A 24,570-nucleotide genomic window follows, 5' to 3' on the forward strand; every position below is an offset into this window, starting at 1 on the left:
CTCCAGCGCCATCCCGAACTCATCGACAGTTGCCTCACCGAGACCGGACTGACCCTCACCGCAGACCATCCGAAGCCAATCCGAAAAGGTCAGTAGGTGCTCGAACTCGGTGGGCGTCAGCTTCACCAGTACGGGCCTGCTGTCCAGGCCGGCGACTACATCCATGCTGTCCATGAGCCGGTACTTCGACAGGTCGAATTCGACGATGGGGCGGATCGGTTCGAGATCGTAGGGGTTGGGAGACACCAGAGCGTTGAGTCCCCTGAGGCACTGCGCTGGATCGACCTGACTGAGACGGAGCTTCCCGAACTGCTCCCTGCTGGCGCTGAGCGTCACCAGGCAGGGTGAGACCTCCTGACCGGTGGCCCGGTCGACGGTTCTCACATGGCCGTTCAGGATCACGCCGTTGACGATCCGGTCTGGATCGCTCGTCAGGACCTCGTGGACTGTCCTCAGGGCGACTTGGGCCAGGACGGAGGCGTAGATCTCCTTGCGCTCCTTCTCCCGACGGGGCAGCACGGTGGTCTCGTCTCGGTTCTTCACGTACCGGTAGCCCCGCGCGGTGGGAACGATCGCCTCAGGCGGCAAGTGGATCTCAACGAGTACGTCACCAGTAGCAGGACGGAAGGCGATCCGATGCTCGTTGGGGAAGCCCAATGGATACTCCGACGCATCCAGGACAGCCCCCAGGTGGGCCTCGACCGCCGCGGGCTCCCCGGCCCTGTACGCCTCGCGCTCCTCGTCCAACTTCCCGTTGAAGGTCGCCACCTCGTCGAGGGCTTGCGTTTCGGCCTGGAGGTGCTCGGCGCGCTTCCGCTCCAGCGTTGCCAGCCGCTTCTCCTCGGCTCGCCTGTGGCGCTCTTGTGCCTCGCCGAACCGCGCACGTGCTTCGGCAACCTCAGCTTCGTGGCGCTTCCTGCCAAGACCCAGGACAGCGGCCAGACCACCAGGCTCCGGTGGTGCGAACTCCTCCCAGCGCGGTGAAGGCTCCGGACGAGACCACGGACGCTCGTCTAACTTCTTCGGCGTGTGAGTCCTCCGCCGGCGCTCAAAGGTCGTCGGCGGATCGCCCACCAACGCGTCGCGGAGCAACTGCCCGAGCTGCTCGACCTCGTGCTCGACTCCGATTGTTCGCACCTGCGCCTGCTCGGCCTGCTGCTCCTGATACGCGGCCTTCCGCTCGCGCTCCTGCCGCTTGCTGGCCGTCTCAGCGGTCTTGCGTTCCCGCTCCGCTTGTCGTGCCCGTTGCTCCTGGGCACGTCTTGAAGCTTGCTGCTGCCGCTGGTAGTCGTTGCCTCGGCCGCTGCCCCGTTGCGCCACCTGTTTGCCCCTCCCCTGGCCTTCCTCCGCCACAGGGCTGCATTCCCCTTCCACATCCCAGAATCACGTAAGGGACGTCACCTCAGCCCGACCACGGTGCATCGTTGACTCAGGTCGTCTGCACCTCAACCGACGACAGTCAGCCACGATGGCGGGCTTGCCGACCGAGCAGGCGCGCGTGTGCCTCGCTGCACTCCCGCTGGCCTCAGCCACGCTGTTGAGGTGCCGTCGACCACGGGAAGCTAGGACGGCCAGTCCGTGAGCACACTGCCTGAGCCATCAGCGTGAGGAGCTGCGATCGTTTGAAGGCGGCATGGGTGCTGACCTGGACGAATGGTCGAGATACGGCCTCTGGGCTCGGTGGCTTTCACCGTGATGCCCCGCTGTTCCCGGCTCGATCTACTGCGCTTGTGGTGCGGCCGTGGTGCACTCGCGCCGGTTGTTACGTTTGAAACCGAGTTGTAGGTGGATGCACCCGTTAGCCACCTTGATGACTGCGGTTGCCCTTCTTCATCTGACACGGCTATGGCACGTGGCGCTCAGCGTTGTGACGTCGGCGAGGTTCTGATGATCCGCACACAATCGGACCTATGCCGGTCCCCGTCCTTGGCCGTTGTCCGGTCTTGACTTTTCTAGGTCACCCGCCTTGCGCTGTATGCGACCGCGCGTTTCGGCTACCATCCCCAAACCTCGGACGTCGTTCAACCTCCGCAAGAATCCTTGCGATTCGTCCAGACACTTAATAGCGAAGGAAAGGTCCGTCTCACTAGCAGCATCATCGACGACTATGGCAGCCAGGTTACTCAGGGCATGAGCAGTGTGACGGGCATTTCCAAGGCGACGCCCCAATGAAACGCTGCTTTCAGCATGCTGGCGCGCTGCGGCGAGATTTCCCTGTTTTCTTTCAGCGCTTGCTATTACATTCAGCAATTTTGCGATCTCAAAGTTGGGCTGATCCCCTTCTGTGAATCTGAGCGCTTCATCAAGGATACTTGCAGCCGCGGCATACTTGTTACGTTTCCGATATAGGCTGCCTAGCTGGGTCAATCCCCTTATGATCAGATCTCTATCCGTTGATGGAGTGCGTTGCCGCGCTTCTTCTACGATCTGAATAGCCTTGTCCAAATTCCCTTCCCTTTCATAGGAGACCGCAAGCTCAAGGCGAGCCTTACTGAAGCTAGACCATTCGTTCAGCTTCCCTGCAAGGAGCGTGGCTTCATCAAAACTAGAGTGGGCCGCAGAAAAATATTCCGCCGCCTCATTGAGGTGGCCCCGCTTATTATTAGGGTCAGTTCCAGCTTGCGCTTGACACCGCGTAGCTATCTCTCGCTGAGCGCGACCCATTGTCGTGAGAACAAGAGCCCTTCCCCGCTCGTGGTCGATGGATTCAAGATCCGAGAGGGATCTCTCCAATAGAGATATCGCCAAATGCTCTTTGCCCTGTTCTATGTCCATTACAGCCAGCAAGTGCGCTGATATGGCGCTAGCGAGGTCCTGATGGGGATAGGCAAGAACACACTCTAGGTGGTCCCTGGCTCCTATTCGGTCGTGGTGGCGCCACAACCAAAGCGCCTCGAAGAAATTCTCTTGGCGCTCGCGATCCGGGTGATAGGGAAGCTGGCTCAAAAGATTAACAGTGCAACGGGCATCCGCCCCTCGTCCCCTTCTGGCGCCCTCCTGGACAATTTCCACAAGAGTATTGAAGTCCTCGCCAGCGTCGCTTAGCTCCAATCGCAAAACTCTGCTTGTTATTTCTGCAGCATTTTCACCGAGCACTCTTTTCATCTTGACCGAGAAGCCATTATTCGCGTGTTCGAGGAATATCCTCACGGCATTCTGGTAGTCCAGGTGTGACTCTTTCTGGATGCGTCGCAATAGCTCATTTCGGAAAGATTCTTCCACCTTCCAGCAAAAATTGTTCTCGCGAACTACAATGCCGCAGAGTCTCAATTGCCCGAAAAGGCGCACGGCCTCTGTAGTGTCGTGCGCGATGTCGAATTGCGCACTTGTTCCAAAGTCCAAGGCCAGCGCTTCGTCGAACACTGGAGGAATGCTCAAGATGGATGCATAAGCGTCCAGAATATTGCGTTCCACGTCACCCTCCTCGTAGATCCTTTTCAAGGTTGATAGCGATATTTTTGAAGTTGTTGTAACGGAGCCCTCCGCCAGAGACCGCGTTCGTCCACCGGCCTGGTGCGTACTGTTTTAGGTAATCTTCCACCTCTTTCAAATCGATGTTTCCCACCTCTATTATGACGGGCTCCAGTGATTCGGCTTCATCGATGAACTGACCAGAAGCTGTAATCACAAAGGGAGCGCTGCTAGGTGCGGCGCCTTGTACGGCAGGGAGAGCCTCCTGCAAAAGCCACCGCCTCACGTCGTCATCCATTCCTTCAATGAATGACAAGGTGAGCAAAATGTGTGCTTCACGGGGCAGAGCGCTGACGCCTCGGAGAAGTCGATCAAGGATCTTACGGCGTCTTGTATCCTCGGGTTGCGCTTGAGCTGGTGAACGGTACCTACCGCCAGGAATGCCTTCTACCCACTCCTCAAGCACATCTGATGCTTCGCCGGCACTGTTGAGGGCCAACCTCCGACTGGAGAGAACAAGGGTGCCGTCAGCGCTAAGCTGTTTGGCGAGAACATCTAGAAGGTCTTCTCTGCCATCAATATCAACTCCCCCAAGCCGGTCCCACTCTCCAATTAGGAGAATGAGTTTTCTGCCTTGACGCAGGGCCTTTTTTGCCGAGTCAAGGGATTCTGACAGGTCGATGAGTCTGTCAGTGGCGGCTTCTGAGCGGATTATAGAGAGGGCCTCCCGAGACGGCATGGCCTGATTGGGAACGTTGCGGTAATCCACCTTAATGGCGCGACTTATTCCTGGGCGACCTGGGAACCCTTGTCCGATCTGCGGTTCGACAAGGCTTATCTGTCGCCGCAGCTTCGATACTATCCACGACTCAATGGCTTCTCGGTCTTCCGAGGTGAGCTCCTCAGGTATCGAGAGCTCCAAAATGATCTCTACTTCACCTCTGCTGCTGAGGTCGATGTCGGCAGACCCGATGCACCGATGCTTAAAGTCATGTGCCGCAGAAACTGAGTTGAGAGCCTCCGGTTTGTCACCCGCGCGCTCGTAATCCAAATCCAGCTCATCGGCCATAAGTAGAATGGCTGCCAAGGTTGGCGCTTTAACGTTGGTTCCCTTTACCGTCTTGCAATCCTTAAGCGCAGGGATGGTCTCAGCATATTCCGAGGTTCCATGCGCTTGAGCGATCAGGCCGACGGTTTGAGCCAAGATCGAATCAAGCGCAGGCAGGCCCCACTTTGAACGATCGGATATTATCATTTCTCCCGAGCGTTTTGCGTGCTGCTTGCGAATGGTTGCATAATCTTCCTCGGTCATTTCGCCACTCAAATTCTTCGATTTGGCGAGATCGTTCATCCCGATATCGTGTAGAAGCGCTGCAGAGCAGAGAAGGTACTTATCGACTAGGTCGAGTGCCTGACTGTCGACTTCCAACTTAGATGCCAATTTCAAAGCCATATTGGCTACGTTCTCGGCGTGCTCGACATTATGCTTCGTGAACCACGGCATGTAGACCACGGACCAGTGTTCTCTAAGTGCGCGATGAATATCTAGCAGACTTCGTCCGAGTTCCCTGGTTCGGTCTATCGCTGCCAGGGAATCGTAAAGTTCGCGGCACTTTCCACTCAAGTCATTCATGACCAGCCTCGCTAGATGAAAATGAGTGACCGCATTGAGGATGTCGTGCGACTAACAAGACCCCTGCCTGCCTGCCTGCCCGCTTCGCGGCTCGGGGCCCTCTCCACCATCGTCGCACCGACCCTCTTGCGGCGCACACGGACGCTGGACTACGGAAGATTCGCACGTCAATTGGCCGTAGGAGCACGGATGGTTGCGGCCAGGCGCGAGAGGGGGCGTCAGGCTTTAACCGGCCGACACATTCGAGTCGACTGGGAGGAAAGGCTTGAGGCAACGCTGCACGTTCGTCAGAGCACCTGCCTACAGTAGGTGGCAGGGGTTTAGAAGGCGGCCTTCTTCGACGGCAAGCGACTGGTTGCTGTAGCGCGCGGCACGGACGCCGGCCGGGCTGGAGCGGGGCGGAGACAGGAGCGCAGGCCCGGCCGGGGGCCGGGCCGCGCGCGGGGAGCGGAGCGAGCCGCCTTGAACCAGTAGAGAAAGTTGTAACTCAGTAGGTCTGCTGTGGCTTGAAGTCGTATGCACAGGCTGGGAGTTCGATGGCCTGGCGGTGTGCAAGCGGCAGGAAGAGGACTGGGCGGATCGTCCAGGTGATGCGTGTGTCGGCGTGGGTCACTGAGACTGTGCAGGGCTGCATGCGTAAGAGGGCGCGGCGGGTCTGGATGCGTCCCTCGTAGAGCCATCCCCAGGCTTCGTCGGAGGCATCGGCGTCCAGTGCCGGTGAGATCGTGCGGAGTGCGACCGCCACCCATCTGTCAGCCTGGGGTGCCGAGTACGCGTCGAAGCACGCCCGGAGCTCTGGCGGTTCCTCGTCGGTGACGTCTTCGGTCCAGCACTCGCACCAGTAGCCGCGCTGCGGCATGCCCATCAGCACGGGTGGCCTCCCGGGCGGGCCCCGGTGAAGAGTTCCGCGGTGACCGTGTGGCCGGCGTCGCTGTCGTGGACCAAGACCCGGTGTGCGATCGCGCTGACCATGCCCAGCCCTCGGCCGTGCTCCGCCTCCTGGCCCTGGTGCTCAACCTTCGGGGCGCCGGCGCCTCCGTTGTCGGTGACCGACAGGGCAACCACCTGCGAGGACACGGCAAGCGCCAGATGGAAGCTGCCTGACTCCAGTCCGCTGGCGGTGTGGAGGATCGCGTTCGCGCTCAGTTCGCTCACGATCAGTTCGGCGTCTTCGGCTAAAGGGGAACCGCGCAGGATGTCGCGTGTCCAGCGGCGGGCTCTGCTGACCTCTTCGGGGAAACCTGGGCAAGTGAGGCCCCAAACCCGGGCTGCACTCGTATACTCGTGCATACAAGTTCCTTTACGCTGGTAGGCCGCCATGTGCAGCGGGTTCGGGCTAGACGAGTTTCACGCCGTCGTGCGCGCGGATGGCCGGCGGGGATGCCGCGTCGAGTGCGTCCAGGACGCGGATTGCGTACGCCTCGTCGGCGAGTTCGGTGACTTCTTCACGGGTGGCCCAACGCAGTGCGCGGGTCTCGTCCCCGGTGGTGGGCGAGCCGTCCGCGGCCTCGCAGTGGAAGACCAGAGAGACGATCAGTCCCGTCATGTTCTTGTAGACGCCGGTGAGGGTCGCGGGAAGCACGATCTTGATGCCGGTTTCTTCGAGGACTTCGCGTTGCAGGGCCTCGGGGATGGTTTCCTCGCGTTCGAGGACTCCGCCTGGCGGCTCCCACTTGCCGTTGTCCCGCCGCTTGATCAAAAGGGCACGGCCCTGGTCGTCGACGATGACTCCGGCAACGCTCACAGAGTGCGGACGGTCAGTGCTCACGTTCCTCGGCCCTCTCGGCTGGCTAGGCTCTCCACCGTAGCAACAACACTCGCCCACTCGTCTAGATACCTAAAGGAGTACTCGTGACCTCACTCCCGTCCCTGCTCGGTGCCCTGGACCCCACGAGCGATCGTGCGGTGTTTCGCCAGATCGCCGACCAGCTGCGCGAGGCCATCGACCGTGGGCGATTCAAGGAGGGGGAAAAGCTCCCTTCCGAAGCTGAACTTGTCGAGCATTACGGCGTATCCCGCATGACGGTTCGAAACTCCTTCTCCGTCCTCCAAGGCGAGGGCCTGGTGCACGCCGAGCACGGCAAGGGCGTGTTCGTGCGCCCACGGCCACCTGTGCGGCGGCTCGCCTCCGACCGGTTCGCCCGGCGCCACCGCGAACAAGGCAAGTCCGCGTTCATCGTCGAGGCCGACGCCGCAGGCAGTCACCCGCAGGTCGACAGCCTTGAGGTCAAGGAGGAGAAGGCCAGCCAGGACATCTCCACCCGGCTCGGGTCCGTACGGCGCGTACTCGCCCGCCGGCGCCGGTACCTGCTCGACGGGCGCCCGGTTGAGTTCGCCACGTCGTACCTCCCCCTCGACATCGCGCGCGGCACCCAGATCGCGGAACCCAACCCGGGTCCCGGCGGCATCTACGCCCGCCTCGAAGAGCTGGGCCACCACCTCGACCACTTTGAGGAGGAGATCCGCGCCCGGATGCCCTCGCCCTCCGAGGTCAAGACGCTCCTGCTGGCCTCCGGAGTGCCTGTGATCCACCTGATCCGCACGGCGTACGACACGGAGGGCCGGGCCGTCGAGGTCTGCGACACGGTCATGGCTGCGGACGCCTACGTCCTCTCCTACCAGCTCCCGGCGACCTGATCGGCGGTGCGCGAGGCCACTTCTTCGGACTCGTACACGCCAACAGGCATACTCGTATAGACGAGTGGGCAAGTTGTGTGGCAGGGTGGTTGTCGTTCCCGGAGATCGGGTTCGAAGACCGTACCTTGTATAGACGAGTAGATAGGAAGAAACCTTGCGCACCATCCGTGTGGAGACCTCGGCCGCGACGATCCTGCTGACCGAGGCACCCGAGCCCAAAGTCCGCGACCGCCAGACCGGCGAGATCGCAAAGGACGCCGTCAGCGGCGAGGCACTCATGACGCTCGGCGTCGTCTACATCGAGGAAGGGGAGTCGTCCCTGATCAAGGTCACCGTTCCCGAGAGCGGCGTCTCCGACGGCCTGGCCCTTGGAGCTCCCGTCTCGCTGCCGGGGCTCGTGGCCCGGCCCTGGGAGAGCGTGTTCAACGGCCAGCAGCGGCACGGCATCGCCTACCGCTCCGCAGCCGTGACGCCCGCGTCGTTCCCGGCCGCCATCGGGGCCTCGGCCTGATGACCGACCTGACGACGCTTCTGGAGGTGGGTGGTCCCGTCGCCGCGCTCGGCGGTGGGGCCGCCTACACCCGGGCCAAGCACCCGGGCGTGTACTGGTCCACGGTCGGCCTGCCGATATCCACCACCCGGCTGCTCAGCTCCTACGGCTCGGTCATGGAAGCCTGCGGCCTGACCGTGGCACCATCCCGACTGCGGGTCCTCGCGGTCAAGGCCACCACCCGCCGCGAGGTCCGTCCCGTACCGCCCCGCCGGGGAATCATCCGGCCCACCTCGACCGGGCTGCGGCTTCGGCTGCGACTCGCCCCGGGACAGGAACCCGCCGACGTCGCCGCCTCGGCCGAACGCCTGCGGCACGCCTGGGGCGTTCACGCCGTGTACGTCACGACGGTCAAGCCGGGAGTCGTCGAACTGCGGCTCGTCGGCTTCGACATCCTGCGGCGGGTGCGGATGCCCCGGAAGGCCGGGGGCGGCTTCCTCAAGGTGCCCGTTGCCCTACGGGAGGACGCCACACCCTTCATACGCGACTACCGGACCATCCCGCACCAACTCACCCTCGGAGCAACGCTGTCCGGCAAATCCATGTACTTACGCCACCTGGTCGCCGGCCTCGCCCGGCACCCCGTCGCCCTCGTCGGCATCGACTGCAAACGCGGCGTGGAGCTGGCGCCGTTCGCGTCACGCCTCTCCGCTCTGGCGACCGACTCGGAGCAGGCGGCCGAACTCCTGCCCGTGCTCGTCAAGGAAATGGAGGACCGCTACGACCTGATCAAGGCCCGGCAGGGCATCGCCCCGGGCACACCCGACGAAGAGATCACCTCCGACATCTGGGGCCTGCCCGACAAGGAACGCCCCGTGCCGGTCGTGCTGTTCGTCGATGAGGTGGCCGAACTCTTCCTGGTCGCCTCACGCAAGGACGAGGAACGGCGCGACGAGATGGTCACCCAGCTCATCCGCCTCGCCCAGCTCGGCCGCGCCGCCGGCATCTACCTGGAAGTCTGCGGACAGCGCTTCGGCGCCGAACTGGGCAAGGGCGCGACCATGCTGCGAGCCCAGTTGACCGGCCGCGTCTGCCACCGCGTCAACGACGAAGCCTCCGCCAAGATGGCGCTCGGCGACATCGCGCCGGAAGCGGTCTCCGCCGCATGCGCTATCGCTCCCGAGCGCCCCGGCCTCGCCGTGGCCGGCGACACCTCCGGCGGCTGGTCCCGCATCCGCACGCCGTACCTGTCCCTCGCCGACGCAGCGGACATCTGCCACGCCTCGGCGGACCTGGTCCCCGACCTGCCCGCGCTCAAGCCCTTCCGGCCAGACGTACCCGTACGGCCGGCCGAGTCACCGGCTGCCCCTGTCGTCCGGCCCCGTCCGCTCACCGACTGAGCCGCGCCCTTCTCTTCCTCAGCCGGCGTGACTGCGTCGCGCCATGTCCCTGCCCCTCCCATGCCTGAAACCGGAAGGAGTCGCCGCATGCGCGCCCAACTGGCCCGTGTCGACGCGGTGCTCGTCCAAGCGGCCATCGCGGCAGCGCTGTCCTTCGCACACCTCCACGACGTTGCCTCGGCGGCCGGACAGGACGGATGGAAAGCCTGGGCCTACCCGGTCTCCGTCGATTTGCTGCTCGTCGCCGCCTGGCGCCGACTGCGCTCCGGCGACGCGAAAGCCGCCGGCTGGTGCTGGTTCGTCATCGCGCTCGCTGCCTCCCTCGGCGCGAACGTCGCCACCGCCGGACTGCTCGACCTGGACCAGGTGCCGGCCTGGCTCCGCATCCTCGTTGCGGGCTGGCCTGCGGTCGCGTTCCTCGGTGGAACGCTGCTCGCGCACTCTGCGCCGACGACGACAGCAGAAACCGATGTCGAGGTCATCGAGGACCAGGAGGGCGCGCCCGAAGCCTCACCCGAGACGCCACCTCGACCGGCCGTCGAGCCAGCACCAAAGCGCCCTGCTGTCCCGGTCCCGGCCGCCCTCATCGACCACGCCCGCAAAGTCGCTGCCGAACACCACACCCGCACCGGCGCCCCCATCGACATCCAGACCCTGCGCGCCCGCCTCGGTGTCCCGGCACCCATGGCAGAAGCCGTCGCCGCGGAGCTCTGAGGTGGAGTTCGGCGGGACGTGTTACTTCTTCCGCCGCACTCGCTGAATTCCTGCGGTGGCCAAAAGGAGCAGCACGGAGAAGCAGCACATGGCGGTCACGTTGGCCCAGGATGCGCCCGCCCACCACCGGCCTGCTGCGGATGCGAGCCCAAGTATCGATGCGATCCCGCCGAAGGCGATCAGCCCTCGTGTTCCTCGTGACATGCCGCCTGTCTACACGCCCTCGCCCTCGTCGGGTGAGCGATCAACGAAAGGGAGACCGTCCATGACCGCCAACCGCCGCTTCCGCAACGTCACCCGCATCGGCCCCGTCCAGGTGGCCAGCGCCTACAACGGTCGCGGCCGCGAGAAGCACACCGCCGCCTGCACGGCCCCGCGCTGCAACTTCTCCGCCGACTACGACAGCCGCGCCGCCGCCGAACTCGCCGCCCGCACCCACCGCTGCCCCGTCCGCTGAAAGGACTCCGCCCACCGTGACCGTCAGCCTGCCGCTCGTCCTCGTCCTCGGCCTCATCGCCTGGGGAGCGGTCAAGTTCCTCGGCGTCCGCACCTGGATCGTCGTCGTGATCGCCCTCTTTGGCTTCCTGCTCTCGCGCACCTTCCTGGCACCCGCCATCGACTCCGGCACGCGCTCCGGAGTGGACGTCATAAACGGCTCACACAACTAGACGAGTAGATAAGGAGAGCCCTGCCGTGTTCCTGCCCAAGTACCCGGACAGCCCCACTCCGCCGTCCTCGCACACGCACACCCCGGCCGACCCGACGCCCGTGCGGCGTTCGCTTCCGCCGATCTCCATCGACAACGAGGCGGTCGCCGCCCTGCTCGTGGGCGGCGTGGTCCTTACCGCGCTCCTGGCGGCCGTCGCCATAACGGCCATCTCCGTGGCCATCGCCGCCGTCGTCCTGCGCTCCATGCTCCGCGACCACCACACCCGCCGCTGAACAACAGACCCCCGGGACGGCCTCGATACCGCCAAGCATCCGCCGCCCCGGGGGCCCTACCCCTCCTGACCGAAGCCAGAAGGAGAAAGCCATCATCACCCGCGCCACGCCGCCTCCACTGACCGAACTCGGAGACCTGGCCGCGCTCGGCACCATGCCGGGCCTGCTGCGGCAACTCTCCAGCCTCGGCGGCTGCACCCACCCCATCCGCCTCGACGGCCACCGCACCGAGTACGACGTGAACACCCGGACCGGCGAGATTGGCAACGCCCTCCACCGCCTCGACTCCTCCGACCTCCCCGCCGGCCACCTCCTGGTGCGGTGCAACAACCGCCGTGCGACCCGCTGCCAGGCCTGCGCCGAGGTCTACCGCCGCGACACCTTCCACCTGATCACCTCCGGACTGCGCGGCGGCAAAGGCACCCCGGAACGCGTCGCCACCCACCCCCGCGTCTTCGCCACCTTCACCGCTCCGAGCTTCGGCCCGGTCCACAACCGCCCTTCCAGCGGACGCGCCTGCCGCTGCGGTGCCCGCCACGACCAGGACGACGACATCCTCGGAACCCCGCTCAACCCTGACACCTACGACTACGAAGCCGCTGTCCTCTGGAACGCGCACGCCGGTCCACTCTGGCGCCGCTTCTCCACCTACCTGCGCCGGGAAGTCGCCAAGCGCGGGGGAGTCTCACAGCGCGCGTTCCGCCAGTACGGCCGGGTGTCCTTCGCCAAAGTCGCCGAGTACCAGAAGCGCGGCGCCGTCCACTTCCACGCAGTCATCCGCATCGACGGCCCCGAGGGCGGCGACACCCCGCCTCCGGCCTGGGCCACCGCCGAGCTGCTCACCGACGCCATACGAGCCGCCGTTGCCAACGTCCGCGTGGACGGGCCGGTCATCGACGGCCGCCCGCACGCCTTCACCTTCGGCCGTCAGCTCGACGTACGCACCATCCGCAGCGCCGACTTCGACGGCGGCCAGGAGCTGACCGAGCGGGCCGTGGCCTCGTACATCGCCAAGTACGCCACCAAGGGTGCCGAGACCGCGACGGGAGCTCTCGACCGCCCGCTGAAGTTCCTCGCCGAACTCGCTCAGCTCGACATCAGCGAGCACGCCCGCCGGCTGATCCGAACGGCCTGGACGCTCGGCGCACGCAAGGAGTTAGAAGATCTCCGGCTCCGGGCCTGGGCTCACATGCTCGGCTTCCGCGGCCACTTCTCCACCAAGTCCCGCCGCTACTCGACCACCCTCGGCGCCCTCCGCACCGCCCGCGCCGAATGGCGCCGTGCTCAAGCCGCGGCCGGACAGCCCGAGAGCGAGCCCGAGACGACGTACGTCCTCGCGCACTGGGCCTTCGCCGGGACCGGCCTCTCGGCGGTCGAAGCGTGGCTGTCCGCGTCCCTCGAACCCGCCCTTGGTACGGAAGGAGAACCGACATGAACTCGCAGCGAGACGAACTGATGACCGTCCGCCAGGTCTTGGACGAGCTGGGTGGGGTGTCTCGCCGAACGTTCTACCGGTGGCGCGAATTGGGATATGGACCGACCGCGTTCAAGCTGCCCAATGGAGAGCTCAGGGTATGGCGGAGCGACTTCACCACCTGGCTGCGGCAGCTGGAGGCAGCGGCGTGAAGTCTCTCGATGTGAAGGTGTGGGGCGTTCGTAAGCGGAACACGAAGAAGCCGTCCTACGACGTTCGGTGGATCGTCGCAGGAAGCGTGTTCTCGGAGCAGTTTCGAACCAAAGGGCTGGCGGATCACTACCGATCCAAACTGCTTCAGGCCGCGCACTGTGGTGAGGGGTTCGACACGGTCAGCGGGTTGCCTGACTCGATGGTCGAAAGAGCGGCCTCGATGAGCTGGTACGCCTTCGCTCTGCGGTACCTCGCTATGAAGTGGCCCCATGCTGCTCCCAATACGCGCAGTGGGATCAATGAGTCGCTGACGACGGTGACCATGGCTCTCTTGGACGACCGGCCGGGACAGCCGTCCGAAGAACTGATCAGGAAGACGCTCCGCAACTGGGCGTTTGTCCTGCCCGGGCCTGATGAGCGTGAGTTGCCCGATGACGTAGCGAACACACTGAGCTGGGTCTCGAAAGCTTCGCGGCCCTTGGCGGACTTCGATGATGCCGCCCTCGCAAGGGCGGTCCTGGACTCGCTGAGGCTGAAGCTCGACGGGACCGCTGCAGCCGCGGAAACCGTCCGGCGTAAGCGTCGAACGCTGGTCAATGCCCTGCACTACGCGGTGGACCTCGGGGAGTTCAAAGAGAATCCGGTGGCCCGGATTCGGTGGAAGAAGCCAAAAGTTGCCGGTGAGGTCGACCCGCGCGTGGTCGCCAACCCCGAGCAGGCACGTGCACTGCTGACGGCCGTGTCGTACGTCGGCGGGTACGGTCGGGCGCGCGGTCGTCGGCTCGTAGGCCTGTTCGCCTGCATGTACTACGGAGCCTTCCGGCCGGCTGAGGCAGTGGCGCTCACCGAGGCGGACCTGAAGCTGCCACAACACGGCTGGGGTACCGCGCTTTTGAACCGAACGCGGCCCAGCGTCGGAAAGCAGTGGACGGACTCGGGCGAGACTCACGACGACCGCGGTCTCAAGAATCGCCCTGCAGAAGAGGTTCGGCTTGTTCCAATACCGCCTCAACTCGTCGTCATCTTGAAGCAGCATCTCGACACCTTCGGCACTGCCGAGGACGGACGGCTGTTCACGAACGAGCGCGGGGGAGTGGTCGGCTCGTCGACGTACTACCGCGTGTGGCAAGAGGCTCGGACGCTGGCCCTCTCGCCGGCCGCGGTTGCCTCGCCGCTCGCCGCCCGGCCGTACGACCTCCGGCATTCAGCCTTATCGACGTGGCTCAACTCCGGCGTGGACCCCACCGAGGTGGCCGAACGGGCGGGCAACAGTGTTGAGGTCTTGCTCGGCCGCTATGCGAAATGCATCGACGGGCGCCAGGAGATTGCCAACCGCAAGATTGAAGATCTCCTGAGCGAGTACGAGTAAGAGGGCCGCTCGGCGAACAGCCCTCAGCCTTTATGGGTTGGGGGCTTCGTCGTGTACTGGCCGCCCTTCCTAAGCCGCTGGTTGTTGGATGCACCTGTCGCGTCGATTTCTCTCTCGCTGATGGACGGGCGCCCCAGGAGTCCCGTCCGGTTCGCCTCTACGCACGGACGGGCGGAGTGCTGACCCTCGCTGTATGGGGGCTTCAAGGAAGTCGACGCGCAGGCTGGGCGGGGCATGGATGCTGTGCCCGTACTGCGGTCTGCCACAGGAACGGGTGGCGACGATCGAACACGACTGGGTGCTGTTGGAGCCGGACATGGCTCCGCTCGCCCACGTGGTGCCGGCGGAGTACCGGTGGATCGAGACGTCCGACGGGCGGGTGACGGTGTACGGCGTCTGTCCTCCCGACCCGTTCCAGCGGTGCCGTATCGAGCATCGTCTGGCCTGCCCCGAACAAGCTCTGCCCGACCTGTGGCCGTGGTTGACGAGCCTGCGAGGGGAGAACGCGCGGCAGGCCGAGCGGCTGAACGAACCTGAGCCGCCGAGCCCTCCCGAGGAGTGGCCTGACGCCGGATGACGAAGGTCAGTGAAACGGCTGGTCTGACCTGGGGCGACGCTGCAAGATCCTGTCCACGAATAGTCCACAGGCGCCGGCACAGAGCCGCTCAGGGCGGCATACGGCTGCGCAAGGTTGTAGATACGCGAAGACCCCGGCCTCAGCGTTTCCGCTGGTGACGGGGTCTTTGGGCACCTCATGCAAGGTGCCCCCGGCAGGATTCGAACCTGCGCACACGGCTCCGGAGGCCGTTGCTCTATCCCCTGAGCTACGGGGGCGTGTCGGTGTGGAGCTGGTGGCTCCTGGCGACGGGTAGAACACTACCAGCTCCCTCGGGGTGATCAGGAACGGGTTTCGCGGGGTCGGTTCGCGGGCGGGGGTCCCCTGCGTGGGGGTGGAAGTGGGGAAAACGCGGACGCGGTGGCCGGTCCGCACCTACTCTCGAGTTGTGCCAGGCGCGTCGGGTCGGGTGCTTGTTGTGGACGACAACAAGGTCATCCGGCAGTTGATCAGGGTCAATCTCGAGCTGGAGGGTCTCGAGGTCGTGACCGCGGCCGATGGTGTCGAGTGTCTGGATGTTGTTCATCAGGTGCGGCCCGATGTCGTGACCCTCGATGTGGTCATGCCCCGGCTGGACGGGCTGCGGACCGCCGCACAGCTGCGTTCCGACCCCAGGACAGCTCATCTTCCCCTCGCCATCGTCAGCGCCTGTACGCAGCACGAGGTCGACAGCGGCCTTGACGCCGGCGTCGACGCCTTTCTCGCCAAGCCCTTCGAACCCGCCGAACTCGTACGTCTGGTACGGCAGTTGATGGAGAGTGGCTGCAGTCGGGAGGGGCGGGAGCCGGGGGAGGGGGACACCCCGCTGGTCGGCGGCGTCCTCGGGAGCGGGGAGACCGAGCGGGCCGGTCACGCCGGCGGCTGATCTCCGCGACCACCGGCTCACAGGGTGGACGGTGACCTGGGCGGACGGTGACCTGGGTGGAGGGTGACCTCCTTCGGCGTCCCCACGTCCCCCATATACACGGGGTGGGCTCACCATCCCGAGCCCCCGCACCCCGTCCAGCACCCGTCCCACATGCCGGACCCCCGCCCAAACCCGCTCGCCCACCCACCCCCCTCCTCCCCTACGCTTGTCCCGTGACCCCCGTCGAGCTCTCCCGTACCGTGCTGCGCGCGGTGCGTCGTGCTGTCGATGACGGGGAGCTGGACGTGGTCGTGCCGGGGCGGACCGACGTCGCGCCCCCGGGGCCCGGCGGCTGTGGGGACTACGCCACCAACGTCGCCCTCCAGCTCGCCCGGCCGGCCGGGCAGCCGCCGTTGCGGGTCGCCGAGATCCTCCGGCAGCGCCTCGCGCAGAGCGACGGCATCAGCGACGTCGTCGTCACCGGACCCGGGTTCCTCAACATCAGCCTGCGGGGGAGCGGAGACGCCCTCGTGCGGGAGATCCTGCGGAGTGGGCAGAGGTACGGCCATGCCGACCGGCCCACCGGCCGGCGAGTGCAGCTGCACGCGCCCCACGAGGTCCGCGCCGTCGTCGTGATGGACGCAGTCGCCCGCATCCTCCGTTCCCAGGGCGCCCTCGTCCGCACCAGCTGCGCCGCCCGCCCGGAGCCTGCCTGGACGGACATCCTCGGCGTCGAGGTCGACGCGTACGGCACCCCCGAGGCGCCCGCACCCGCATCTCTCGACGTCAACGTACGACCCGCACCGGCACCCCCCGCCGACCCGGCCTCCCTCGGCCGGGACGCCGCCCGCTGGGCGCTCCTCCATCCCGCGCCCCACGACCGGCCCCGCATGACCGCCGACCACCTGGTCCAGCGTGAGAGCAACCCTCTCTTCCGGGTCCGTTACGCCCACGCCCGCACCCGGGCCCTCACCCGCAACGCCGCCGACCTGGGCTTCCACGCCGAGCCCGGGGACATGAACCCACGCGGCGCACAGCCAGCCGTACCAGAAACCGCCGTACCGGACACGACGGCCCTGCGGAACGCCCTCGCCGATCACCCCCGTGTCCTCCAGGCAGCCGCAGCGCACCACGCCCCCGACCGCCTGGCCCGGCATCTCGTCACCGTCGCCGATGCCGTTCTCCCCTTTCTCTCAGCCGTGCTTCCGCGGGGCGCGGAGAAACCCTCGGCCGCCCACCGTGCCCGGCTCGCGCTCGCCGAAGCCGCCGGGGCGGTGCTTGCCGGTGGCCTGTCCCTGCTCGGCATCGACGCACCCGAACACCTCTGAGACAGCGAACAGAGAGCCAGTCAAGAAGATGAGCCGTTCCGCACATCCCGCCGGGCCCCGTCACGCCGACGTCCTTCCCGAGGGCCACTACTCCGCCCCGCCCGCCGACCTCAACACCCTCGACCCCAAGGTCTGGGCCCAGACGGTCACCCGCGACGGGGACGGCGTCCTCACGGTGGGCGGCCTCACCGCGACGCAACTCGCCGAACAGCACGGCACCCCCGCCTACATCGTCGACGAGGCCGACTTCCGGGCCCGGGCGCGGGCGTGGCGCAGCGCCTTCGGGGCCGACGCCGACGTCTTCTACGCCGGCAAGGCGTTCCTCTCCCGGGCCGTCGTGCGCTGGCTGCACGAAGAGGGGCTCAACCTCGACGTCTGCTCCGGCGGCGAGCTCGCCACCGCGCTCTCCGCCGGCATGCCCGCCGACCGCATCGCCTTCCACGGCAACAACAAGTCCACCGAAGAGATCACCAGGGCGATCGAGAGCGGCGTCGGCCGTATCGTCCTCGACTCCTTCCAGGAGATCGTCCGCGTCGCGCACATCGCTCAGGGACTGGGCAAGCGCCAGCGGGTCCAGATCCGTATCACCGTCGGTGTGGAGGCGCACACCCACGAGTTCATCGCCACCGCCCACGAGGACCAGAAGTTCGGCATCCCGCTCGCCGGCGGGCAGGCCGCCGAGGCCGTGCGGCGGGCGCTGAAGCTCGACGGGATCGAGCTCATCGGCATCCACTCCCACATCGGCTCGCAGATCTTCGACATGTCCGGCTTCGAGGTCGCGGCACACCGCGTGGTCGGGCTGCTCAAGGACGTCCGTGACGAGCACGGGGTCGAGCTTCCCGAGATCGACCTCGGGGGCGGGCTCGGGATCGCGTACACCAGCGACGACGACCCCCGCGAACCGCACGAGATCGCCAAGGCGCTCACCGAGATCGTCACCCGTGAGTGCGAGGCCGCCAAGCTGCGCACGCCCCGCATCTCCGTCGAGCCCGGGCGGGCCATCGTCGGTCCCACCGCGTTCACGCTCTACGAGGTCGGCACCATCAAGCCCCTCGACGGGCTGCGCACCTATGTCTCCGTCGACGGCGGGATGTCGGACAACATCCGCACCGCGCTGTACGACGCCGAGTACACCGTCGCCCTCGTGTCCAGGACCAGCGACGCCGAGCCCATGCTCGCCCGGGTCGTCGGCAAGCACTGCGAGAGCGGGGACATCGTGGTCAAGGACGCGTTCCTGCCGGCCGACCTGGCACCGGGTGACCTCATCGCCGTACCGGCGACGGGCGCCTACTGCCGTTCCATGGCGAGCAACTACAACCACGTGCTGCGCCCGCCCGTCGTCGCCGTCAGCGACGGCGAGTCCCGGGTCATCGTCCGCCGCGAGACGGAGGAGGACCTGCTGCGGCTCGACGTCGGCTGAAAAGCATCAGGGGTGGAAGATCTACGGTCTTCCACCCCCGGACAAATGAAATAGATGTCTCATAATCCGGACGAGGGGCAGAAACTCCCGTCCGGTGAGTGAGACTGGTTCCACCGTAGACGGTATGAGGAAACGAGGTCGGATGATGCGTACGCGTCCGCTGAAGGTGGCGCTGCTGGGCTGTGGAGTGGTCGGCTCAGAGGTGGCGCGCATCATGACGACGCACGCCGACGACCTCGCCGCGCGGATCGGCGCTCCCGTCGAGCTCGCGGGGGTCGCGGTACGGCGACCCTCCAAGGTCCGCGAGGGCATCCCGCAGGAACTCGTCACCACCGACGCCACCGCCCTCGTCAAACGCGGGGACATCGACGTGGTCGTGGAGGTCATCGGGGGGATCGAGCCCGCGCGTTCCCTCATCACCACCGCCTTCGAGCACGGCGCCTCCGTCGTCTCCGCCAACAAGGCGCTCCTCGCCCAGGACGGTGCCGCCCTGCACGCGGCCGCCCAGAAGGCCGACAAGGATCTCTACTACGAGGCCGCCGTCGCCGGAGCCATCCCGCTGATCCGCCCGCTGCGCGAGTCCCTCGCCGGTGACAAGGTCAACCGCGTGCTCGGCATCGTCAACGGGACGACGAACTTCATCCTCGACGCCATGGACTCCACGGGGGCCGGCTATCAGGAGGCCCTCGACGAGGCCACCGCCCTCGGGTACGCGGAAGCCGACCCGACCGCCGACGTCGAGGGGTTCGACGCCGCCGCCAAGGCCGCCATCCTCGCCGGGATCGCCTTCCACACGCGCGTACGTCTCGACGACGTCTACCGCGAGGGCATGACCGAGGTCACCGCCGCCGACTTCGCCTCTGCGAAGAACATGGGCTGCACCATCAAGCTGCTCGCCATCTGTGAGCGGGCCGAGGACGGGCAGTCCGTCACCGCGCGCGTGCACCCCGCGATGATCCCGCTCACGCATCCGCTCGCCTCCGTGCGCGGCGCCTACAACGCCGTGTTCGTCGAGTCCGACGCCTCCGGCCAGCTGATGTTCTACGGCCCGGGCGCGGGCGGTGCCCCCACCGCCTCCGCCGTCCTCGGCGACCTGGTCGCCGTCTGCCGCAACCGGCTGAGCGGCACGACCGGGCCCGGTGAGTCCGCGTACGCCGCCCTCCGCGTCTCGGGCATGGGCGAGGTCGTCACGCGCTACCACATCAGCCTGGACGTGGCCGACAAACCGGGTGTTCTCGCCCAGGTCGCGACTGTGTTCGCCGAGCACGGGGTGTCCATCGATACCGTTCGGCAGCAGGGGAAGGACGGCGAGGCATCTCTCGTCGTCGTCACGCACCGCGCGTCGGACGCCGCCCTGGGCGGGACCGTCGAGGCGTTGCGCAAGCTCGACACCGTGCGGGGTGTCGCCAGCATCATGCGGGTTGAAGGAGAGTAACGAGCAATGACCCACCAGTGGCGCGGAATCATCGAGGAGTACCGGGACCGGCTGCCCGTCTCCGACACCACGCCGGTCGTGACGCTCCGCGAGGGCGGCACGCCCCTCGTGCCCGCGCAGGTGCTCTCCGAGCGCACCGGGTGTGAGGTCCACCTCAAGGTGGAGGGCGCCAACCCCACCGGGTCCTTCAAGGACCGCGGTATGACCATGGCCATCACGCGGGCCAAGGAGGAGGGCGCCAAGGCGGTCATCTGCGCCTCCACCGGCAACACGTCGGCGAGCGCGGCCGCCTACGCCGTACGCGCGGGCATGGTCTCCGCCGTACTCGTCCCGCGGGGCAAGATCGCGCTCGGCAAGATGGGCCAGGCGCTCATCCACGGCGCGAAGATCCTCCAGGTCGACGGAAACTTCGACGACTGCCTGACCCTGGCCCGCGCGCTGAGCGACAACTACCCGGTGTCGCTGGTCAATTCGGTCAACCCGGTGCGCATCGAGGGCCAGAAGACCGCCGCCTTCGAGATCGTCGACATGCTCGGCGACGCGCCCGACATCCACGTCCTGCCGGTCGGCAACGCCGGCAACATCACGGCGTACTGGAAGGGCTACAAGGAGTACGCCGCCGACGGTGTGGCCGCCCGGACACCCCGGATGTGGGGCTTCCAGGCCTCCGGCAGCGCCCCGATCGTGCGCGGCGAGGTCGTCAAGGACCCCTCGACCATCGCCACCGCCATCCGTATCGGCAACCCCGCCTCCTGGCAGTACGCCCTCGCGGCGAAGGAGGAGTCCGGTGGGTTCATCGACGAGGTGACGGACCGTGAGATCCTGCGCGCCTACCGGCTGTTGGCCGCTCAGGAGGGTGTCTTCGTGGAGCCCGCCTCCGCCGCGTCCGTCGCCGGTCTGCTGAAGGCCGCCGAGCAGGGCAAGGTGGACCCGGGCCAGAAGATCGTGTGCACGGTCACCGGCAACGGCCTCAAGGACCCCGACTGGGCCGTCGCGGGCGCCCCGCAGCCCGTCACGGTCCCGGTCGATGCGGCGACGGCGGCCGAGCGCCTCGGGCTCGCCTGAGACAGGGAATTCCCCGAGAGGGGTGCACAGGGGGCTTACGACACGCATCGTGCGCCTCCTGTGCGCCCTATGTCGCCACAGAACCTTCCTTCGATACGCTGTACCGAACCCGCCCGCTGCATATGCCCTCGCGTACAGCGGGGTGCCGCGTCGTCTCCGCGACCCGCAGGGTCTTCGTACGTCATCGAATGTCATTCGACAATCACGCAGCTCAAGGAGAGTCATCGAGAGATGGCCGGTCCCGCCTTCCGTGCCGCCGCCGTCCGGGTGCGCGTCCCCGCCACCAGCGCCAACCTCGGTCCGGGCTTCGACGCCCTGGGCCTGTCGCTGGGGCTCTACGACGACGTCGTGGTCCGGGTGGCCGACTCAGGGCTGCACATCGACATCGCGGGGGAGGGGAACGAGACGCTCCCGCGTGACGAGAGCCACCTTCTCGTACGCTCCCTGCGCACCGCCTTCGACCTGCTGGGCGGCCAGCCGCGCGGCCTGGAGATCGTCTGCGCCAACCGCATCCCGCACGGCCGGGGCCTCGGCTCCTCCTCGGCCGCCATCTGCGCCGGAATCGTCGCCGCGCGCGCCGTGACCATAGGCGGCGAGGCCCGGCTCGACGACACCGCGCTCCTGGAGCTCGCCACCGAGATCGAGGGCCACCCCGACAACGTGGCGGCCTGTCTGCTCGGCGGTTTCACGCTCTCCTGGATGGAGGCCGGCGCCGCCCGGGCGATCAGGATGGAGCCCGCCGATTCCATCGTTCCAGTGGTTTTCGTGCCCGGGAAGCCCGTCCTGACCGAGACCGCGCGCGGACTGCTCCCGCGCACCGTGCCGCACGTCGACGCCGCCGCCAACGCGGGCCGTGCCGCGCTGCTCGTCGAGGCCCTCACCAGGCGCCCCGAGCTGCTGCTGCCGGCCACCGAGGACCGTCTCCACCAGGAGTACCGCGCTCCCGCCATGCCGGAGAGCGCCGCACTGGTGGAGCGGCTGCGGGCCGACGGAGTCCCGGCAGTCATCTCAGGGGCGGGGCCCACCGTGCTCGCGCTGGCCGACGCGGACAGCGCCGACAAGGTGGCCCATCTGGCGGGCGGGGGCTGGGCCGCCAACCGGCTGGAACTCGACGCCCAGGGGGCCTGTGTGCTCCCGCTCGCGGCCGCCAGTGACATCTGAGATCCGGCGTGTGCCGGATTTCGAGAGGGGGAATGTTTGTTGGATCCGGTAGTGTTAATCTCAAGTCTGCACCCGACCCCACCATGGCGAGGTGCTTCACGTCCCCGTCCGGGACAGACATTCTTCCGGGAGCCTCCCAAGCCGCACTGCGTTCCGTACGACGTACATGGGCAGTACCTCGTACGCGAGCACTGAGCGACTTGCCGGGCACGCTCCGGAACCGGTGTGACCAAGCCACGTGACACGGACACTCAGTGCCACGGCCACGGCTCTCGGAAGCGCCGTCACCACATTCCTCCGCCGTTCAGGCGGACCACCGCCCCGGCACGGTCCACAAGGATGGGACCGACGTCGGACAGCACAAACGGTCGCCGAGCCAGACAGGCCGACGTCCGCTCCAGGGAAGGACCCTTCGTGAGCGACACCACCGATCTGATGGGCGCACGTGTCGAGGAGACCGCTGCCGCGCCCTCCACGGACGCCTCCGCGCCTGCCACCGGTGCCGGCTCCCGGCGGCGCCGCGGTACCGGCCTCGACGGCATGGTGCTGGCCGAGCTGCAGCAGGTCGCATCCGGCCTCGGCATCAGGGGCACCGCGCGTATGCGCAAGAGCCAGCTGATCGAGGTCATCAAGGAGGCGCAGGCCGGGGGAGGTGCCGCGGCTCCCAAGGCCGCGTCCGCCCCCGCCGGGGACGCCACCGAGACCAAGCCGAAGCGCCGCGCCACCTCCAAGGCCCGTACGGGCGACACCGCCGAGAAGAAGGCGGAGGCGAAGGCCGAGGCCCCCGCCGAGAAGGCCGTGGCCCAGCAGCAGATCGACATCCCCGGCCAGCCGGCCGCCGAGCGCGGGGGAGACGACGCTCCCGCCGAGCGCCGTCGTCGCCGCGCCACCGCCGAGGCGGGCGCCCCCACGGGCAGCCCCGAGACGGTCGTGGCCGAGGCGAAGAGCGAGCCCAAGGCCGAGACGCCCGCGCAGCAGCCGCAGGGCGACGCCGGTGACGGCGAGGGCCGTGGCCGCCGCGACCGCCGGGACCGCGGCCGTGACCGCGGCGAGCGCGGTGACCGTCGCAAGAGCGAGGACCAGCAGGGCCCGGGCGGTCAGCGTCAGCAGCAGAGCCAGCAGCAGGGCGGCGGCCGTCAGGACCGCCAGGACCGCCAGGACCGCCAGCAGCGGGACAACGGCCCGCAGGACGACGACGACTTCGAGGGTGGCCGCCGCGGCCGCCGGGGCCGTTACCGGGACCGCCGGGGCCGTCGCGGGCGTGACGAGATGAGCGGCCCCGAGCCGCAGATCAACGAGGACGACGTCCTGATCCCGGTCGCGGGCATCCTGGACATCCTCGACAACTACGCCTTCATCCGTACGTCGGGCTACCTGCCCGGGCCGAACGACGTGTACGTCTCCCTCGCCCAGGTCCGCAAGAACGGCCTGCGCAAGGGCGACCACATCACCGGCGCGGTCCGTCAGCCCAAGGAAGGCGAGCGGCGCGAGAAGTTCAACGCGCTGGTGCGCCTCGACTCCGTCAACGGCATGGCGCCCGAACACGGCCGTGGCCGCCCGGAGTTCAACAAGCTGACGCCGTTGTACCCGCAGGACCGCCTCCGCCTGGAGACGGACCCGGGCGTCCTCACGACCCGCATCATCGACCTCGTCGCGCCGATCGGTAAGGGCCAGCGCGGTCTGATCGTGGCCCCGCCGAAGACCGGCAAGACCATGATCATGCAGGCGATCGCCAACGCCATCACGCACAACAACCCCGAGTGCCACCTGATGGTCGTCCTGGTCGACGAGCGTCCGGAAGAGGTCACCGACATGCAGCGGTCGGTCAAGGGCGAGGTCATCTCCTCGACCTTCGACCGCCCGGCCGAGGACCACACCACGGTCGCCGAACTCGCCATCGAGCGCGCCAAGCGGCTGGTGGAGCTGGGCCACGACGTCGTCGTGCTCCTCGACTCCATCACGCGTCTGGGCCGTGCGTACAACCTCGCCGCGCCCGCCTCCGGCCGCATCCTGTCCGGTGGTGTCGACTCGACCGCCCTGTACCCGCCGAAGCGCTTCTTCGGTGCGGCCCGCAACATCGAGGACGGCGGCTCGCTGACCATCCTCGCCACCGCGCTGGTGGACACCGGGTCCCGCATGGACGAGGTCATCTTCGAGGAGTTCAAGGGCACGGGCAACGCCGAGCTCAAGCTCGACCGCAAGCTCGCCGACAAGCGGATCTTCCCGGCGGTGGACGTGGACGCGTCCGGTACCCGCAAGGAAGAGATCCTGCTCGGCAGCGACGAGCTCGCCATCACCTGGAAGCTGCGCCGGGTGCTGCACGCGCTCGACTCCCAGCAGGCGATCGAGCTGCTGCTCGACAAGATGAAGCAGACGAAGTCGAACGGCGAGTTCCTGCTGCAGATCCAGAAGACGACGCCGATGCCGGGCAACGGCGACTGACGTCAAGCGTTCGGAAAGAGGACCGCCCCCTGT

The 24,570-nt window shown here is 66.9% G+C and carries 24 protein-coding genes and 1 tRNA gene; 18 read left to right on the plus strand and 7 right to left on the minus strand.

The features are described from left to right. From ABZT06_RS36455 to ABZT06_RS36480, 6 genes are all read right to left on the minus strand, one after another. A partial coding sequence (locus ABZT06_RS36455) for a restriction endonuclease (RefSeq protein ID WP_355751174.1) occupies nucleotides 1–1,353 on the minus strand: 1,353 nt, incomplete at its 3' end. Between the two features lie 555 nt (nucleotides 1,354–1,908). Next, nucleotides 1,909–3,414 (minus strand): tetratricopeptide repeat protein, encoded by a 1,506-nt coding sequence (locus tag ABZT06_RS36460; RefSeq protein ID WP_355751177.1) that lies wholly within the window; start codon nucleotides 3,412–3,414, stop codon nucleotides 1,909–1,911. A 1-nt stretch (nucleotide 3,415) separates the two neighbouring features. Beyond that, nucleotides 3,416–4,924 carry an HD domain-containing protein gene (locus ABZT06_RS36465; RefSeq protein ID WP_355751180.1) on the minus strand — a complete coding sequence of 503 codons (1,509 nt, stop codon included), beginning with the start codon at nucleotides 4,922–4,924 and terminating at the stop codon, nucleotides 3,416–3,418. A 607-nt stretch (nucleotides 4,925–5,531) separates the two neighbouring features. After that, nucleotides 5,532–5,909: a hypothetical protein gene (locus tag ABZT06_RS36470; RefSeq protein ID WP_355751456.1), complete on the minus strand. Its 378-nt coding sequence runs from the start codon at nucleotides 5,907–5,909 to the stop codon at nucleotides 5,532–5,534. Further along, entirely contained in the window at nucleotides 5,909–6,334 is a 426-nt protein-coding gene (locus ABZT06_RS36475) for an ATP-binding protein (RefSeq protein ID WP_355751183.1), read from the minus strand. The genes ABZT06_RS36470 and ABZT06_RS36475 overlap by 1 nt, the downstream gene beginning before the upstream one ends. Nucleotides 6,335–6,380: 46 nt before the next feature. Continuing rightward, entirely contained in the window at nucleotides 6,381–6,788 is a 408-nt protein-coding gene (locus ABZT06_RS36480; RefSeq protein ID WP_355751186.1) for an NUDIX domain-containing protein, read from the minus strand. A 107-nt stretch (nucleotides 6,789–6,895) separates the two neighbouring features. Here ABZT06_RS36480 and ABZT06_RS36485 point away from each other — a divergent pair, with 107 nt between their 5' ends. From ABZT06_RS36485 to ABZT06_RS36535, 11 genes are all read left to right on the plus strand, one after another. Next, the gene (locus ABZT06_RS36485) at nucleotides 6,896–7,681 is read left to right on the plus strand and encodes a GntR family transcriptional regulator (protein ID WP_355751189.1); all 786 of its coding nucleotides are present in this window, start codon (nucleotides 6,896–6,898) and stop codon (nucleotides 7,679–7,681) included. A gap of 154 nt (nucleotides 7,682–7,835) precedes the next feature. Beyond that, entirely contained in the window at nucleotides 7,836–8,192 is a 357-nt protein-coding gene (locus tag ABZT06_RS36490) for a hypothetical protein (protein WP_355751192.1), read from the plus strand. Beyond that, complete coding sequence (locus ABZT06_RS36495) at nucleotides 8,192–9,571, plus strand: FtsK/SpoIIIE domain-containing protein (RefSeq protein WP_355751195.1); 1,380 nt, start codon at nucleotides 8,192–8,194, stop codon at nucleotides 9,569–9,571. Before ABZT06_RS36490 ends, ABZT06_RS36495 begins: the two co-directional genes overlap by 1 nt. Nucleotides 9,572–9,658: 87 nt before the next feature. Continuing rightward, a complete protein-coding gene (locus ABZT06_RS36500) occupies nucleotides 9,659–10,285 on the plus strand; it encodes a DUF2637 domain-containing protein (RefSeq protein WP_355751198.1) in 627 nt (208 codons plus the stop codon). A gap of 265 nt (nucleotides 10,286–10,550) precedes the next feature. Beyond that, complete coding sequence (locus ABZT06_RS36505) at nucleotides 10,551–10,742, plus strand: mobile element transfer protein (RefSeq protein ID WP_355751201.1); 192 nt, start codon at nucleotides 10,551–10,553, stop codon at nucleotides 10,740–10,742. 16 nt (nucleotides 10,743–10,758) lie between these two features. Then, nucleotides 10,759–10,953, plus strand: a complete 195-nt coding sequence (locus ABZT06_RS36510) for a hypothetical protein (protein WP_355751204.1) — start codon at nucleotides 10,759–10,761, stop codon at nucleotides 10,951–10,953. Between the two features lie 25 nt (nucleotides 10,954–10,978). Further along, entirely contained in the window at nucleotides 10,979–11,227 is a 249-nt protein-coding gene (locus ABZT06_RS36515) for a SpdD protein (RefSeq protein WP_355751207.1), read from the plus strand. Nucleotides 11,228–11,381: 154 nt separating this feature from the next. Further along, entirely contained in the window at nucleotides 11,382–12,662 is a 1,281-nt protein-coding gene (locus ABZT06_RS36520; protein WP_355751210.1) for a replication initiator, read from the plus strand. Then, complete coding sequence (locus tag ABZT06_RS36525; protein WP_355751213.1) at nucleotides 12,659–12,853, plus strand: excisionase; 195 nt, start codon at nucleotides 12,659–12,661, stop codon at nucleotides 12,851–12,853. The genes ABZT06_RS36520 and ABZT06_RS36525 overlap by 4 nt, the downstream gene beginning before the upstream one ends. Next, nucleotides 12,850–14,223 (plus strand): tyrosine-type recombinase/integrase, encoded by a 1,374-nt coding sequence (locus tag ABZT06_RS36530; RefSeq protein WP_355751216.1) that lies wholly within the window; start codon nucleotides 12,850–12,852, stop codon nucleotides 14,221–14,223. The genes ABZT06_RS36525 and ABZT06_RS36530 overlap by 4 nt, the downstream gene beginning before the upstream one ends. A gap of 193 nt (nucleotides 14,224–14,416) precedes the next feature. Continuing rightward, on the plus strand, nucleotides 14,417–14,800 hold the full coding sequence (locus ABZT06_RS36535) for a DUF6083 domain-containing protein (protein WP_355751219.1): 384 nt from the start codon (nucleotides 14,417–14,419) through the stop codon (nucleotides 14,798–14,800). 185 nt (nucleotides 14,801–14,985) lie between these two features. On the opposite strand, the gene ABZT06_RS36540 is transcribed toward ABZT06_RS36535, so the two are convergent. Next, a tRNA-Arg gene (locus ABZT06_RS36540) sits at nucleotides 14,986–15,057 on the minus strand. Nucleotides 15,058–15,179: 122 nt separating this feature from the next. Between ABZT06_RS36540 and ABZT06_RS36545 the strand changes: the two genes are divergently transcribed. The 7 genes from ABZT06_RS36545 (at nucleotide 15,180) to rho (ending at nucleotide 24,537) form a co-directional block, all read left to right on the plus strand. Next, nucleotides 15,180–15,704 (plus strand): response regulator, encoded by a 525-nt coding sequence (locus ABZT06_RS36545; RefSeq protein WP_355751222.1) that lies wholly within the window; start codon nucleotides 15,180–15,182, stop codon nucleotides 15,702–15,704. A gap of 215 nt (nucleotides 15,705–15,919) precedes the next feature. After that, on the plus strand, nucleotides 15,920–17,014 hold the full coding sequence (gene nrtL / locus ABZT06_RS36550) for an ArgS-related anticodon-binding protein NrtL (protein WP_355751225.1): 1,095 nt from the start codon (nucleotides 15,920–15,922) through the stop codon (nucleotides 17,012–17,014). A gap of 28 nt (nucleotides 17,015–17,042) precedes the next feature. Continuing rightward, complete coding sequence (gene lysA / locus ABZT06_RS36555) at nucleotides 17,043–18,434, plus strand: diaminopimelate decarboxylase (RefSeq protein ID WP_355751228.1); 1,392 nt, start codon at nucleotides 17,043–17,045, stop codon at nucleotides 18,432–18,434. Between the two features lie 142 nt (nucleotides 18,435–18,576). Further along, nucleotides 18,577–19,869, plus strand: a complete 1,293-nt coding sequence (locus ABZT06_RS36560; RefSeq protein WP_355751231.1) for a homoserine dehydrogenase — start codon at nucleotides 18,577–18,579, stop codon at nucleotides 19,867–19,869. A 6-nt stretch (nucleotides 19,870–19,875) separates the two neighbouring features. Then, nucleotides 19,876–20,934, plus strand: coding sequence for a threonine synthase (gene thrC, locus ABZT06_RS36565; protein WP_355751235.1), 1,059 nt, complete (start codon nucleotides 19,876–19,878; stop codon nucleotides 20,932–20,934). Nucleotides 20,935–21,165: 231 nt separating this feature from the next. After that, nucleotides 21,166–22,095: a homoserine kinase gene (gene thrB, locus ABZT06_RS36570; protein ID WP_355751238.1), complete on the plus strand. Its 930-nt coding sequence runs from the start codon at nucleotides 21,166–21,168 to the stop codon at nucleotides 22,093–22,095. Nucleotides 22,096–22,509: 414 nt separating this feature from the next. Beyond that, complete coding sequence (gene rho / locus ABZT06_RS36575; RefSeq protein ID WP_355751241.1) at nucleotides 22,510–24,537, plus strand: transcription termination factor Rho; 2,028 nt, start codon at nucleotides 22,510–22,512, stop codon at nucleotides 24,535–24,537. Nucleotides 24,538–24,570: the final 33 nt, after the last annotated feature.

It is taken from the genome of Streptomyces sp. NPDC005483 (genome assembly GCF_040606035.1).
In the GTDB taxonomy this organism is placed as follows: Bacteria; Actinomycetota; Actinomycetes; order Streptomycetales; family Streptomycetaceae; genus Streptomyces.